The organism is Pseudomonas sp. GW823-FHT06B06 (assembly GCF_058795195.1).
Genome location: NZ_JBXAHO010000007.1, coordinates 40,908 through 55,225, shown reverse-complemented (window position 1 = coordinate 55,225; position 14,318 = coordinate 40,908). Strand labels below are relative to the sequence as shown.

Genomic DNA, 14,318 nt, shown 5'->3' with positions numbered 1-14,318 from the left:
CGGGGGTTCTGGTATCACTCGTCGAGGAAGGAGCGCAGATGCTCGCTTCTCGTCGGATGGCGCAGCTTGCGCAACGCCTTGGCTTCGATCTGACGAATCCGTTCGCGGGTAACGTCGAACTGCTTACCAACTTCCTCGAGGGTGTGGTCGGTATTCATGTCGATACCGAAGCGCATGCGCAGTACCTTGGCTTCACGGGCAGTAAGGCCGGACAGCACTTCGCGAGTCGCTTCCTTAAGGCTCTCAACGGTTGCAACATCGATTGGCGACTGCATGGTCGAGTCTTCGATGAAGTCACCCAGATGGGAGTCTTCGTCATCACCGATCGGGGTTTCCATGGAGATCGGCTCTTTTGCAATCTTCAATACCTTGCGGATCTTGTCCTCAGGCATTTCCATGCGTTCACCCAGCTCTTCCGGGGTCGGTTCGCGACCCATTTCCTGCAACATCTGGCGGGAAATGCGGTTGAGCTTGTTGATCGTCTCGATCATGTGCACCGGAATACGGATGGTGCGGGCCTGGTCGGCGATCGAGCGAGTGATCGCCTGACGGATCCACCAGGTGGCATAAGTCGAGAATTTGTAGCCGCGGCGGTATTCGAACTTGTCTACCGCTTTCATCAGGCCGATGTTGCCTTCCTGGATCAGGTCGAGGAACTGCAGGCCACGGTTGGTGTACTTCTTGGCGATGGAGATCACCAGACGCAAGTTCGCTTCGACCATCTCTTTCTTCGCGCGGCGGGCCTTGGCCTCACCGATCGACATGCGACGGTTGATGTCCTTGATCTCGGCGATCGTCAAACCGGTTTCGGTTTCCAGCGCGGTCAGCTTCTGCTGGCAACGAATGATATCCGGCTGCACGCGACCGATGGCTTCAGCGTATTTGCTTTTGCCTTTGGCCAGTGCATCGCTCCAGCTTTCGTCGACTTCGTTGCCCGGGAACTGGCGCAGGAAGTCGGCACGCGGCATGCGTGCATCACGAACGCAGAGCTGCATGATTGCACGCTCTTGCTGGCGCAGACGATCCAGGGCACTGCGCACACGCTCGACCAGGCCTTCGAATTGCTTCGGAACCAGTTTGATCGGCATGAACAGGTCGGACAGGGCCAACAGCTCGGCAATCGCCAGCTTGTTGTGGCGACCGTGCTTTTTCAGCGCCTTGCGGGTGATTTCCATCTGATCGGCGACAGCACCAAAGCGCTGGGCGGCGATGATGGGATCCGGACCGCTTTCGGCTTCTTCTTCGTCATCGGAAGCTTCGGCGTCATCGTCGTCGGAATCGTCATCCGCTTTCGCGGTCTTGGTGTCGATCGGCGGCGGAACCTCCGCAGCAGGCGGCGCAATACCGTCGTCCGGGTCGATATAACCGCTCAGGACGTCGGACAGGCGGCCACCTTCGGTGGTAACGCGAGTGTATTCGGAGAGAATATGATCAACCGTGCCAGGGAAGTGCGCGATTGCGCTCATCACTTCACGGATACCCTCTTCAATACGCTTGGCGATTTCAATTTCGCCTTCACGCGTGAGGAGCTCGACCGTACCCATTTCGCGCATGTACATGCGCACTGGGTCAGTGGTGCGACCGATATCGGTCTCCACCGCTGCCAACGCGGCGGCGGCTTCTTCCGCAGCGGCCTCGTCGGTATCGGCGTCGGCCAACATAAGGGCGTCCGCATCCGGAGCACTCTCGTGTACGGGGATCCCCATGTCGTTAATCATGCGGATGATGTCTTCCACCTGCTCTGGATCTGAAATATCCTCGGGCAGGTGGTCGTTGACCTCGGCGTAAGTCAGATACTTCTGCTCACGACCCAGTTTGATCAACTCAATAATACGAGACTGCTGTTGCGCTTTTCCGGACATAACACCCTATCCACTGAAGGTCTTGGCGGGCAAAAAACAAGCCGAGGATTATACCTGAGCTATGACCTCACGCGCCAGTTGAGGTCGGGTTTGATGCGGAAACATTCTGTTTTAAGAGGTCGCGCATCTGTTTAGCTATCTGAATTTGCTCTTCAGCCGACAATCCCGGCTGCCTTGCTTTCTTGATGAGGTCATCGAGGGTCTGCGTGTGCTGGCCCGCGGATAACCTAGTAATGGTGTCTAAAAACTGTTGTTCAAGGTTATCGCCGTCAATTAGCCATTCCTTTTCTGCGAGGGCTCTCAATAGGCGTCCTTGCTCTGTGCCGTGCCAGCGGGCCATCAACTGAATAGAGTTTAGCCCAGGATTTTTCTGCACAGCCTCGATCAGGGCGATTAGTACCTGAGCGTACGTGTTGCTCTCGTTGGCAAAGTGATCGGCACTCTCAACTTTTTTGGCCAGTTGCGGGTGGTGAATCAGTGTGCGCAAAGCGATAAGCGTCGGGGCTTCCACTGCGACTGGCTTGCGTGGGGCGTAAGGCTCGTCGCGATCACCGCGCTTGCCGTTCTTGCTCCAGGGTTTCTTGTCCCATTTCTTGCCGCCGGCCCCGGATTTCTTCGGCGTCCACTCCTGCTGGGGCGTGTAGGCCTCCTGGGGTTGGTGGAAGTCGGAGTAGTCCGGCATGGCATCGTAATCCATGCCAGGGTCATAGGCCGGTGGCGCGTCCTGAGGCGCGCTGTGTACCAGTTGGCTCACCGCCTCGCCGCTCAGTCCGGTGATTTCCAGCAGCCGCTGGCGCATCAGGGTGCGCAGGTTGGCGCCGGGGACCTTGTCGATCAGCGGTGCGGCGAGGGTTGCCATGTGGGCCTTGCCTTCGAGCGAGCGAGGGTCGGCCTCTTCGGTCAGTTGTTGGAAGAAGTAATCGGCCAGCGGCTGCGCGTGCTGGTTGATCCGTGCGCGAAAGGCGTCGGTGCCTTCGGAGCGGACCAGGGTGTCCGGGTCTTCACCCTCGGGCAGGAACAGGAATCGCGCGCGGCGACCGTCCTGCAGGCTTGTCAGTGTCGCTTCCAGTGCGCGCCAGGCCGCATTGCGGCCGGCCTGGTCGCCGTCGAAACAGAACAGCACGCTGGGCACGACTCGAAACAGTCGTTTCATGTGCTCTTCGCTGGTGGCGGTGCCCAGGGTCGCGACGGCATTGCGCAAGCCTTGCTGGGCGAGGGCGATGACGTCCATGTAGCCCTCGACGACGATGATTTCGTCGAGGTTGCGATTGTTCTTGCGCGCTTCGTACAGGCCGTAGAGTTCCTGGCCTTTATGGAAGACCGGAGTTTCCGGTGAATTGAGGTACTTGGGTTTGTCGTCGCCCAGCACCCGGCCACCAAACGCGATGATACGCCCGCGACTGTCGCGGATCGGGAACATCACGCGGTCACGAAAGCGGTCGTAGCGTTTGCCGGTTTCGGCGTTCTCGATCAGCAGGCCGGCATCAATCATGGCTTTTTGTTGCAGGGTATCGCTGCTCAAGTGCTTGAACAGGTTGTCCCACCCAGGTGGCGCAAAGCCCAGGCCGAAGTCCCGGGCGATTTCACCGGTCAGCCCGCGACCTTTGAGGTAGTCCACGGCGGCTTTGCGTGCCGGATGACTTTTCAGGGCGGCGCGATAGAAATCGGCGGCGGCTGTGAGCAGTGGGTACAGCGGCGAGTCGGTTGGCTGCCGCGGTTTGTGCGAGCGCCCACTTTCTTCGCGGGGGACTTCCATTCCGGCGGCTTTGGCCAGTTCCTCGACAGCCTGGGGGAAATCCAGGTTGTCGTGGTCCATGATGAAGCCCAGGGCATTGCCGCCAGCGCCGCAGCCGAAGCAGTAATAGAACTGCTTGTCGGGGCTCACGCTGAAAGAGGGGGTTTTCTCTTTGTGGAACGGGCAGCAGGCCGTATGGTTTTTTCCGGCCTTTTTCAATTGCAGGCGCGAGCTGACCACGTCGACGATGTCGGTGCGGTTCAGAAGGTCGTCAATGAAGCTCTGGGGAATTAGCCCGGCCATGGCGTTCTCGTCATCTGCGCTGAAAAGGAACCGAAGCGAAGGGTAGCTGAGCGCGGGTCATTACTTGAGGCGCGCAAAGTGTGCGGCTCGACCGGTATCGCCTGCATGATCGCTGTCGGGAAGTGTATCTGTCGAAAATCCACTGACGTTACTGCTCATCAGTATTCGACTATTTGAAAATGTTACGCTGAATCCGGCTGCGACCAGTCAATGGTCTCGGATAGCTCGTAATTCGGCACGCAAACAGGTGCCTTGGGCTGATCGTCGTGAGAGGAATCAGTGGGTGTGCTCGTCAGTAGCCTTGAAAGGCTCGTCAGAAAAGACGTGCACCGCTGGCAAAAGAGCCAGGTCTGACGCGGTGAAGCAGATTTGTCTCAGTCGCATCTGCGGCTTCGACGGTGAAGCATCAAGCGTTTTACGCAAATGCCATAAGCCCGGCTCAGAGCCGGGCTTGGCAGAAGCTTGCTACGATCGTCTGTGTATTAGTACAGACGAACGGCGCGGCGCTGTTCGCGCTGAACTTTCTTGGCGTGACGCTTAACAGCGGCTGCTGCTTTGCGCTTACGCTCAGAAGTTGGCTTCTCGTAAAATTCGCGGCTACGAACTTCAGCCAGTACACCGGCTTTTTCGCAGGAGCGCTTGAAACGACGCAGAGCTACGTCGAAGGGTTCGTTCTCTTTTACTTTGACGGCTGGCATCCAGAGCTACCTTCATTCATTACCGGGGTCAACATCCTCGCGGCAAAAGAGCACTTGAAGACGTCGGTTTTTAAGGGTTGCGGATGTTAACCCCTCATCGCACGGAATGCAAAGCCTCTGATCGAAAACCGCTGGTCGGGGCATCACGCGACGACTATTATGCGCGCCTTCGAATTCAGCCTAAACAAGGCGCAAACCCATGCTAGTACTGGGATTAGAAACCTCTTGCGACGAAACTGGTGTCGCACTCTACGACAGTGAACGAGGCCTGCTGGCCGACGCGCTGTTCAGCCAGATCGACCTGCACCGTGCGTATGGTGGCGTAGTGCCGGAACTGGCCTCGCGTGATCACGTCAAGCGCATGCTGCCCTTGATTCGTCAGGTCCTGGCCGAAGCCGACTGTGTGCCAACCGAGATCGACGCCATCGCTTATACCGCGGGCCCTGGCCTTGTCGGTGCCTTGCTGGTGGGTGCTTCCTGCGCTCAGGCACTGGCCTTTGCCTGGGGCATTCCGGCGCTCGGCGTGCATCACATGGAAGGTCACTTGCTGGCACCGATGTTGGAGTCGCAACCGCCGGAATTCCCGTTCGTCGCTTTGTTGGTGTCGGGCGGCCATACGCAGTTGGTTCAGGTCGACGGGATCGGCCAATACACGCTTCTGGGTGAGACCCTGGACGATGCCGCGGGCGAAGCGTTCGACAAAACCGCGAAGATGATGGGGCTCCATTATCCGGGTGGGCCGGAAATCGCTCGGCTGGCAGAGCAAGGCGTTGCAGGGCGTTTCGTCTTTCCGCGTCCGATGTGCGACCGCCCTGGCCTGGACTTCAGTTTCAGCGGCTTGAAAACCTTCGCCCTGAACACCTGGCAGCAGTGTGTGAGTGCCGGGGACGACGGTGAGCAAGCCCGTTGCGACATCTCGCTGGCGTTCCAGCAGGCCGTGGTGGAGACTTTGACCATCAAGTGCAAGCGTGCCCTGAAAGCGGCTGGCATGAAGCGCCTGGTGATCGCTGGGGGCGTCAGTGCCAACAAGGCGTTGCGCTCTTCCCTGGAAAAGATGCTAGGCGACATGAAGGGCGATGTTTTTTACGCCCGTGCGCAGTTCTGTACCGATAATGGCGCCATGATTGCGTTTGCGGGCTGCCAACGCCTGAAGGCTGGTCAGCAGGAAAGCCTGGCGATCAGTGTGCAGGCGCGGTGGCCGATGGAGCAGTTGTCGCCCCTGTGATGAAGCGTACTCATGCCGGGCTGCTAAAAATGCCGTTCGCGCCCCGCAAACAGGTCGCGTAGATTGCCCCGGTGGCGCCAGACGATCATGCCGGTCAGGGCGCACATGGGCAGCAGTGCTGCCGGTTCTTGCCAGGCCAGCAGTGGCAGGGTCAAGGGCGTGGCGATCAAGGCGGCCAGCGAGCTGGTGCGGGTCAGGTAGAACGTCAGCAGCCAGGCACAGACCGCCATCAAGGCTGCAGGCGGGTATAACCCCAGCAACATGCCGGCAGCGGTGGCGACACCCTTGCCACCGCGAAAGCGGAAGTAAAGCGGGAACAGGTGACCGATGACGGCGCAAACGCCGACCCAGGCCTGATCCTGCAGTGACAGGCCGGCGGCACTGGCGACCAGTACAGGCAGCAGGCCTTTGCAGAAGTCGCCGAGCAGGGTCAGGATGGCGAGTTTCTTGCCGGCCAGGCGCAACATGTTGGTGGCGCCAGCATTGCCCGAACCACTCATTCGCGGATCGGGGTTACCGGTCAGGCGGCTGAGCAAGATGGCGAAGGACAGCGAGCCGAGCAGGTAGGCGAGGATCGCCAGTAACCAAAACATGCTAACTATTCCGGGCGAGGACGCCCTGATTCTAACGGCGCATTGCGCCCTTGTCGTGTAGCGGAGAAAAGTGCTTGGACAGAGTGTTTATCGAGGGCCTGGAAGTCGACACCGTGATCGGTGCCTATGACTGGGAGCGAGGCATCCGACAGTGCTTGCGGCTTGACCTGAGTTTCGCTTGGGACAATCGTCCAGCCGCCGCTGGCGATGACCTGACCCTGGCGCTTGATTATGCGAGCGTTTCGTCGCGTATCCAGGCCTTTGCCGAACAGGCACAGTTTCAACTGGTCGAGACCTTTGCCGAGCGCCTGGTTGAAGCACTGATGAGCGAATTCAAGATTACCTGGATGCGTCTCAAACTGACCAAGCCAGGTGCGGTTCCTGCTGCTACAGGTGGCGTGGGTGTGGAGATCGAGCGCGGATGTCGCTGACTCAGGTGTATCTCGGGCTCGGCAGCAACATCGAGCGCGAAACCCATTTGCAGGCCGGCTTGGACGCCCTGGCGGGCTTTCTCGTGGATATGCGTTGCTCGGCGGTCTTCGAAAGCCAGCCGGTGGGGATCAAGAGCGGGCCGTTTTTCAATTTCGTGGTGTCGGCTTATACCGACTTGCCGCTGATGGAATTGGATCGCCGGCTGAAGTTCATCGAAGCGGATAATGGGCGTTACGCACCAGATCGCCGAGGTTTGCCCCTGGATATCGACGTTTTACTGTTCGGTGATTTGGTGGGCAACTTCGATGGCCTGGTGCTGCCGAGGGCGGAAATTCTTAAAAATGCCTTTGTGTTGTGGCCGCTGTCGCTGATTGCTCCGGATCGCGTGCACCCGGGCGTAGGTAAAAGTTTCGCCGAGTTGTGGGCTGAATCGCAGATTGATCAGGTGTTGGCACCCGTGGCTTTCGAATGGCGCGGTGAGCAACTGACATCTTTGAATTTGTTGTGATTTAACTGACGCCTTCGCGAGCAGGCTCGCTCCCACAGGGTTCAGCGCAACACTTGTGGGGGCGAGCCTGCTCGCGAAGTCTTTCAGGACGACGCCTCTTTGTAAGCTTTCAATGCCTTGAGCCGCTCTCGCTTGATCGCCTCACCCAATTCAGGCCCTTTAAATCCCTGCTCCAGCAAAGGCTGAACCGCAACGCTGCGCGCTGTCGTCGCCGCCCCGCGCAAATAGTCCGCCTGTGGATAACTTCTCTCCTCCAGTCCCTTGCGTCCGCGTGCATCCATTTCGCACGCGGCAATAAATTCCTCGAACCGCTGCGGTCGACGGTAAACGTCAAAGCTCTGCAGTAGCTCGAGTAAAGTAGATGCCTTCAGCTCCAGCGCGCGATGCCCGTGGGTGTGATATTCGCCCACCAGTAGCGCCAACTCCTGGCAATCCCTTGGCGCCTTGAAGCGTTCGTTGACCGCCTTGATCAGCTTCAGCCCCTTGGACTCATGGGCGATATGGCGAGGCCATTGCTCCTTTGGCGTCAGCCCTTTACCCAGGTCATGCAGCAGGCAGGCCCAGCGTACGGTCAGCGGTTGTTTATGGTGTGCCGCTTGCTGAAGCACGCTCAGGGTGTGGGCGCCGGTGTCGATTTCCGGATGGTGTATCGCGGGCTGCGGTACACCGAACAGCGCGTCGACTTCCGGCATCAGCACTTTGAGCGCACCGCAGGCGCGCAACACCTCGATAAACACTTGTGGCTGATTTTCCATGAGGGCGCGGGAGATTTCTTTCCAGCTGCGCTCCGCCGTCAGCGCCTGGAGTTCGCCAGACTCACTGAGTTGGCGCATCAGTTCGAGGGTTTCGGTGGCGACAGTGAACCCAAGCTCCGCGTAGCGTGCCGCGAAACGGGCAACGCGCAAAACCCTGAGGGGATCTTCGGCGAACGCGGGGGAAACGTGGCGAAGTATTCTAGCCTCGAGATCGCGCTGGCCGTGATAGGGGTCGGTCAGGTTCTGCTCATCGTCTTCGGCCATCGCGTTGATCGTCAGGTCGCGGCGAATCAGGTCTTCTTCCAGTGTCACGTCAGGGCTGGCGTGGAACGTGAACCCGCCGTAACCACGCCCGCTTTTGCGTTCGGTCCGGGCAAGGGCATATTCCTCGCCGGTTTTCGGGTGAAGAAACACCGGAAAATCAGCGCCTACCGGGCGAAAACCCTTGGCGAGCATTTCTTCAGTGGTCGCACCGACCACGACGCGGTCGATGTCGGTGACTGCTATGCCGAGCAAGCGATCACGTACGGCACCGCCAACTTTATAAATCCGCATGAAAAACCTCCGTTAGCTCGACAGGATAACCTTTACGTCGAGCGTTCGGAGGCACAACCAGGATCACAAATGGATGACGGCCAGGTCCAGCCGTCCGTAATCGCCTTCGCTGTGTTCCCCCTTAGGTGGCACATGGTGGGTTTTCATGACCTGGTCACCTTGCAGGGTTTCCAGATGAATATCGAAACCCCAGAGACGGTGCAGATGCTTGAGCACTTCCTCGGTGGACTCTCCCAGGGGTTTACGGTCGTGTTGTTGGTGGCGCAGGGTCAGGGAGCGATCGCCGCGCCTGTCGATGCTGTAGATCTGCACGTTGGGTTCGCGATTGCCAAGGTTGTACTGTGCCGCCAGGGTTTCACGGATGATGCGATAACCGCCTTCGTCGTGAATGGCTGGCACCAGCAGGTCGTCCTTCTGGTCGTCATCGAGAATGCTGAACAATTTCAAGTCGCGAATCACTTTGGGTGAAAGGTACTGCAGGATGAAGCTCTCATCCTTGAAGCTGCTCATGGCGAACTTGATGGCCGCGAGCCAGTCGGTGCCGGCAATGTCAGGGAACCAGCGGTAATCCTCTTCAGTAGGTTCTTCACACATGCGACGGATATCGCGGTACATGGCAAAGCCCAAGGCGTAAGGGTTGATGCCACTGTAGTAGGGGCTGTCGAAGCCAGGCTGGAAGACCACGCTGGTGTGTGATGTCAGGAACTCCATCATGAAACCGTCGGTCACCAGGCCTTCGTCGTACAGGTCGTTCATCAGGGTGTAGTGCCAGAATGTCGCCCAGCCTTCGTTCATGACCTGGGTCTGGCGCTGTGGATAAAAATACTGGGCGATCTTGCGTACGATCCGCACAATTTCCCGCTGCCACGGCTCCAGCAGCGGTGCATGTTTTTCGATGAAGTACAGGATGTTTTCCTGCGGTTCGGCGGGGAAGCGCGCGTTGTCCTTGTCGCTGTACTTGTCCGCGCCCTTGGGTATGGTGCGCCACAGATCGTTGATCTGCTTCTGCAGATGTTCTTCCCGGTCCTTTTGCCGACGCCGTTCTTCCTCCGCGGAAATAGGATAGGGGCGTTTGTAGCGGTCCACCCCGTAGTTCATCAGCGCGTGGCAGGAGTCGAGCAAGTCTTCAACCGCATCGATGCCATGGCGCTCTTCACACTGCATGATGTACTGCTTGGCGAACACCAGGTAGTCGATGATCGAGCTGGCATCGGTCCAGGTGCGGAACAGGTAATTGCCCTTGAAAAAGCTGTTATGCCCGTAGCACGCATGCGCCACCACCAGCGCCTGCATGCAGATGGTGTTTTCCTCCATGAGGTAGGCAATGCAGGGGTCGGAGTTGATCACGATTTCATAGGCCAGCCCCATCTGGCCGCGGGTATAGGACTTTTCCGTACTGAGGAAGTGTTTGCCATAGGACCAGTGGTGATAGCCCAGCGGCATGCCGACGGAGGCGTAGGCGTCCATCATCTGTTCGGCGGTGATCACTTCGATCTGGTTAGGGTACGTATCGAGCGCGTAGCGAGCTGCAATACGACTTATTTCACGGTCGTACGCCTGGATCAGCTCGAACGTCCACTCCGATCCGGTGGATATGGGTTGGCGCTTCAGCTCTTTGGCGGTCATGTCACTAACCTGCGCTGGAAGAGTTCACGGAAGACCGGATAGATATCCCCGGCCGAGACCAGTTGTTGCTGGGCGAAAGTGTCGGAAAAGGCTTCGGCGATACGCTCGTACTCGAACCACAGGGCCTGGTGTTCCCGTGGAGTGATCTCAACGTAAGTGTAGTACTGCACGAATGGCATGATCTGGTTGATGAGAATGTCGCGGCAAATCGGCGAGTCGTCGTTCCAGTTGTCGCCGTCGGAGGCCTGGGCGGCGTAGATGTTCCATTCGTTGGCCGGATAGCGCTCGGCCATGATCTCCTGCATCAGCTTCAAGGCGCTGGACACAATGGTCCCGCCGGTTTCGCGGGAGTAGAAAAACTCTTCCTCGTCCACTTCGCGAGCGCTGGTGTGGTGGCGAATGAATACCACGTCAATCTTGTCGTAGTTACGCTTGAGAAACAGGTACAGCAGGATGAAGAAGCGCTTGGCGATGTCCTTGGTCGCCTGGGTCATGGAGCCGGAAACGTCCATGAGGCAAAACATCACCGCCTTCGAGCTGGGGTTGGGTTGTTTGATCAGCAAGTTGTACTTGAGGTCGAAGGTGTCGAGAAACGGCACGCGGTGAATGCGGGCGCTGAGTTTTTCGATTTCTGCCTCAAGTTCCTGTATATCGCCGAAATTGTCAGGCTCTTCCTGCTTGAGTCGCAGGAGTTCTTCCTTGGCTTCGCGCAGTTTCGCCCGGCTGCTGCCCGAGAGGGCGATTCGCCGTGCATGGGCTGAGCGCAATGTGCGGATGATGTTGATCCGCGACGGGTTGCCCTCGTTGCTGATCCCCGCGCGCACTGTCTTGAAGGTGTCGGTGCCGGTCAGGTTGCGCTTGACCAGGTTCGGCAGCTCCAAGTCTTCGAACATGAATTCGAGGAATTCTTCCTGGGTGATCTGGAAGACGAATTCGTCCATCCCTTCGCCCGAGTTACCAGCCTTGCCAGGGCCTCTGCCGCCTCCACCCCCTGGTGGGCGGGCAATGTGTTCGCCGCTGGTGAATTCCTTGTTGCCCGGGTGCACGATGGTCTGTTTGCCACCGCGACCATGGTGAAGCACCGGTTCATCGATGTCGCGCCCCGGGATACTGATTTGCTCGCCGTGTTCCATATCGGTAATGGAGCGCCGGCTGACCGCCTCTTCGACAGCCTTTTTGATGTGATCACGGTAACGCCGCAGAAACCGTTGGCGGTTTACCGTGCTCTTGTTCTTGCCATTGAGACGTCGGTCGATCACATAGCTCATGACTGCTCCTTAGAAGCTGTCCTGAAAGGGGCGAGCGGTGATGCAGCATCGGACCGAGAGCCAGGGGATATTCAACGCTCCCCCAAGCGCTTTGGATGCTGCCTGAACTCGCTACCGACTTTCGAACACCTTCCAGAGGCCTGTGTATCAGAAAAAGCACGCACAGGTCTCTGGCTGACGACAACCGGTCTGACCGGCAGCGGGTTATTGTGATTTTCTGACCCGCAGGTACCACTCGGACAGCAGCCGTACCTGTTTGTCGGTGTAACCCCGCTCGACCATCCGTGTGACGAAGTCGTTGTGTTTCTGCTGGTCCTCTTTGCTGGCCTTGGCGTTGAAGCTGATAACTGGCAGCAGGTCTTCGGTGTTGGAGAACATTTTCTTCTCGATGACCACCCGCAGTTTTTCGTAGCTGAGCCAGGTCGGGTTCTTGCCGTTGTTGTTGGCACGGGCACGCAGCACGAAGTTGACGATTTCGTTGCGGAAATCCTTCGGATTGCTGATGCCGGCCGGTTTTTCGATTTTCTCCAACTCTTCGTTCAATGCTACGCGGTTGAGGATCTCGCCGGTTTCCGGGTCTCGGTACTCCTGGTCCTGAATCCAGAAATCCGCGTACAGCACATAACGATCGAAGATGTTCTGGCCGTACTCGCTGTAGGACTCGAGGTAGGCGGTCTGGATCTCCTTGCCGATAAATTCGATGTACCGCGGTGCCAGGTACTCCTTTAGGAAGCGCAGGTAGCGTTCGCGGGTTTCGGCCTGGAACTGTTCCTGTTCGATCTGTTGCTCCAGCACGTAGAGCAGGTGCACCGGGTTGGCAGCGATTTCGTGGGGATCGAAGTTGAAGACCTTGGAAAGGATCTTGAACGCGAAGCGGGTGGACAGGCCGTTCATGCCTTCATCGACGCCGGCGTTGTCACGATATTCCTGGATCGACTTGGCCTTCGGATCGGTGTCCTTGAGGTTTTCGCCGTCATACACACGCATCTTGGAGTAAATGTTGGAGTTTTCCGGCTCCTTCAGGCGTGACAACACGGTGAACTGGGCGAGCATTTTCAAGGTGTCGGGCGCGCAATGGGCCTTGGCCAGCGAGCTGTTGAACAGCAACTTGTCGTAGATCTTCACTTCGTCGCTGACCCGCAGGCAGTACGGCACCTTGACGATGTAGATCCGGTCGATGAACGCTTCGTTGTTCTTGTTGTTACGGAAGGTATGCCATTCCGATTCGTTGGAGTGGGCCAGCAGGATCCCGGTAAACGGAATCGCCCCGAGGCCTTCGGTGCTGTTGTAGTTGCCTTCCTGGGTGGCCGTCAGCAAGGGGTGCAGTACCTTGATCGGGGCCTTGAACATTTCGACGAACTCCATCAGGCCCTGGTTGGCCCGGCACAGTGCGCCCGAATAGCTGTAGGCGTCGGCGTCGTTCTGCGGGAATTCTTCCAGTTTGCGGATATCGACCTTGCCCACCAGTGCCGAGATGTCCTGGTTGTTTTCATCTCCCGGCTCGGTCTTGGCCACGGCGATCTGATTCAGGATCGACGGATAGAGCTTGACCACGCGGAACTGGCTGATGTCGCCGCCGAATTCGGCCAGGCGCTTGGTGGCCCATGGCGACATGATGGTGTTGAGGTAGCGCCGTGGGATGCCGAAGTCTTCCTCGAGGATCGCGCCATCTTCAGTGGCGTTGAACAGACCCAGGGGCGATTCGAATACTGGCGAGCCCTTGATCGCGTAGAAGGGCACTTTTTCCATCAGTTGTTTGAGTTTTTCGGCCAGGGACGACTTACCGCCGCCGACGGGGCCGAGCAGGTAAAGGATCTGTTTCTTCTCTTCCAGGCCTTGGGCGGCATGGCGGAAATACGACACGATCTGGTCGATGCATTCTTCCATCCCGTGGAAGTCCTCAAAGGCCGGGTAGCGACGGATTACCTTGTTGGAGAAGATTCGCGACAGCCTCGAGTTGGTCGAGGTGTCGAGCAGCTCCGGTTCACCGATGGCCAGCAACAGACGCTCGGCTGCGGAAACGTAGGCGCTACGGTCCTTTTTGCACAACTCCAGATACTCTTGCAGAGAGAGTTCTTCCTGGCGTGTGGACTCGAAACGTTGTTGGAAGTGGCTAAAGATACTCATGACGTCACCTCGCTCGATACGTGGAGCCGACGCCGGATCACTCAGTCGATGCTGGCAGCAACCGAACAGGCGGTCGCTGTTTACCCCCCAGAACTCTTTCGGAGCTGACTACCCCGAAAGCTACTCCCGATGACCCGTGCGCCGGTGTACCGGCTCTCCCCTGTTTTGGATGGCCTGCGCTTAAGGATAGTTGGGAATTTGGGAGGTAAAGGCGAGATACGTAATTAGTTGTGGCAGACCGTTCGTCTGCCACCGCGCTAGCCCGCGGGGGGCGGGGCCTTGCGCATGACAAAAAAATTATTCGGTGGTGCCTTGCGCTGTTTCTGAAGGATAAGTCGTACGCCATAGCTCGAATCCGCCGTCCATGCTGTAGACGTCGGAAAAACCCTGGCTGACCAGGTAGGCGGCGGCACCCTGGCTGGAGTTGCCGTGATAACAAACCACCACGGTAGGCGCGTCCAGATCAGCACCCTGGATGAAGGCGTGCAGGGAGTGGTTGTCCAGATGCTTCGAGCCGCTGATGTGCAGGGCGGCGAAGGTTGCAGGGTCACGGACGTCGACCACCACTGCGCCCTGTTCTCGCAGGGCCTGGGCCTGTTCCGGGGGGATACGTTTGAATTCGCTCATGGCG

12 protein-coding genes are annotated in these 14,318 nt (G+C 58.2%); 3 read left to right on the top strand and 9 right to left on the bottom strand.

Translation table 11 applies throughout. The features are described 5' to 3' along the window. Window positions 1-14 precede the first annotated feature (14 nt). The 3 genes from rpoD to rpsU form a co-directional block, all read right to left on the bottom strand. A complete protein-coding gene (gene rpoD, locus AC1Q8Q_RS08290; protein WP_020798824.1) occupies window positions 15-1,862 on the bottom strand; it encodes an RNA polymerase sigma factor RpoD in 1,848 nt (615 codons plus the stop codon). Between the two features lie 67 nt (window positions 1,863-1,929). Further along, window positions 1,930-3,900 (bottom strand): DNA primase, encoded by a 1,971-nt coding sequence (gene dnaG / locus AC1Q8Q_RS08285; protein ID WP_033043880.1) that lies wholly within the window; start codon window positions 3,898-3,900, stop codon window positions 1,930-1,932. A gap of 482 nt (window positions 3,901-4,382) precedes the next feature. Then, window positions 4,383-4,598 carry a 30S ribosomal protein S21 gene (gene rpsU, locus AC1Q8Q_RS08280; RefSeq protein ID WP_002551877.1) on the bottom strand — a complete coding sequence of 72 codons (216 nt, stop codon included), beginning with the start codon at window positions 4,596-4,598 and terminating at the stop codon, window positions 4,383-4,385. A gap of 199 nt (window positions 4,599-4,797) precedes the next feature. On the opposite strand from rpsU, the gene tsaD reads away from it, so the two are divergent. After that, the gene (gene tsaD, locus AC1Q8Q_RS08275) at window positions 4,798-5,823 is read left to right on the top strand and encodes a tRNA (adenosine(37)-N6)-threonylcarbamoyltransferase complex transferase subunit TsaD (RefSeq protein ID WP_020798822.1); all 1,026 of its coding nucleotides are present in this window, start codon (window positions 4,798-4,800) and stop codon (window positions 5,821-5,823) included. Window positions 5,824-5,846: 23 nt separating this feature from the next. Here tsaD and plsY read toward each other — a convergent pair whose 3' ends face one another. Then, window positions 5,847-6,416 carry a glycerol-3-phosphate 1-O-acyltransferase PlsY gene (plsY, locus tag AC1Q8Q_RS08270; RefSeq protein WP_033043881.1) on the bottom strand — a complete coding sequence of 190 codons (570 nt, stop codon included), beginning with the start codon at window positions 6,414-6,416 and terminating at the stop codon, window positions 5,847-5,849. Window positions 6,417-6,490: 74 nt separating this feature from the next. Between plsY and folB the strand changes: the two genes are divergently transcribed. Both folB and folK read left to right on the top strand, forming a co-directional pair. Then, window positions 6,491-6,847, top strand: coding sequence for a dihydroneopterin aldolase (gene folB, locus AC1Q8Q_RS08265; protein ID WP_110754828.1), 357 nt, complete (start codon window positions 6,491-6,493; stop codon window positions 6,845-6,847). Beyond that, entirely contained in the window at window positions 6,838-7,356 is a 519-nt protein-coding gene (gene folK, locus AC1Q8Q_RS08260) for a 2-amino-4-hydroxy-6-hydroxymethyldihydropteridine diphosphokinase (protein ID WP_168759034.1), read from the top strand. The genes folB and folK overlap by 10 nt, the downstream gene beginning before the upstream one ends. Window positions 7,357-7,439: 83 nt before the next feature. Here folK and AC1Q8Q_RS08255 read toward each other — a convergent pair whose 3' ends face one another. The 5 genes from AC1Q8Q_RS08255 to glpE form a co-directional block, all read right to left on the bottom strand. Then, a complete protein-coding gene (locus tag AC1Q8Q_RS08255; RefSeq protein ID WP_492614962.1) occupies window positions 7,440-8,666 on the bottom strand; it encodes a multifunctional CCA addition/repair protein in 1,227 nt (408 codons plus the stop codon). Between the two features lie 63 nt (window positions 8,667-8,729). Continuing rightward, on the bottom strand, window positions 8,730-10,292 hold the full coding sequence (locus AC1Q8Q_RS08250) for a SpoVR family protein (RefSeq protein WP_020798817.1): 1,563 nt from the start codon (window positions 10,290-10,292) through the stop codon (window positions 8,730-8,732). Then, window positions 10,289-11,560 (bottom strand): YeaH/YhbH family protein, encoded by a 1,272-nt coding sequence (locus AC1Q8Q_RS08245; protein WP_020798816.1) that lies wholly within the window; start codon window positions 11,558-11,560, stop codon window positions 10,289-10,291. The genes AC1Q8Q_RS08250 and AC1Q8Q_RS08245 overlap by 4 nt, the downstream gene beginning before the upstream one ends. Before the next feature lie 204 nt (window positions 11,561-11,764). Next, window positions 11,765-13,687 (bottom strand): PrkA family serine protein kinase, encoded by a 1,923-nt coding sequence (locus AC1Q8Q_RS08240; protein ID WP_020798814.1) that lies wholly within the window; start codon window positions 13,685-13,687, stop codon window positions 11,765-11,767. A 297-nt stretch (window positions 13,688-13,984) separates the two neighbouring features. Continuing rightward, a complete protein-coding gene (glpE, locus tag AC1Q8Q_RS08235) occupies window positions 13,985-14,314 on the bottom strand; it encodes a thiosulfate sulfurtransferase GlpE (RefSeq protein WP_110754832.1) in 330 nt (109 codons plus the stop codon). Window positions 14,315-14,318 lie beyond the last annotated feature (4 nt).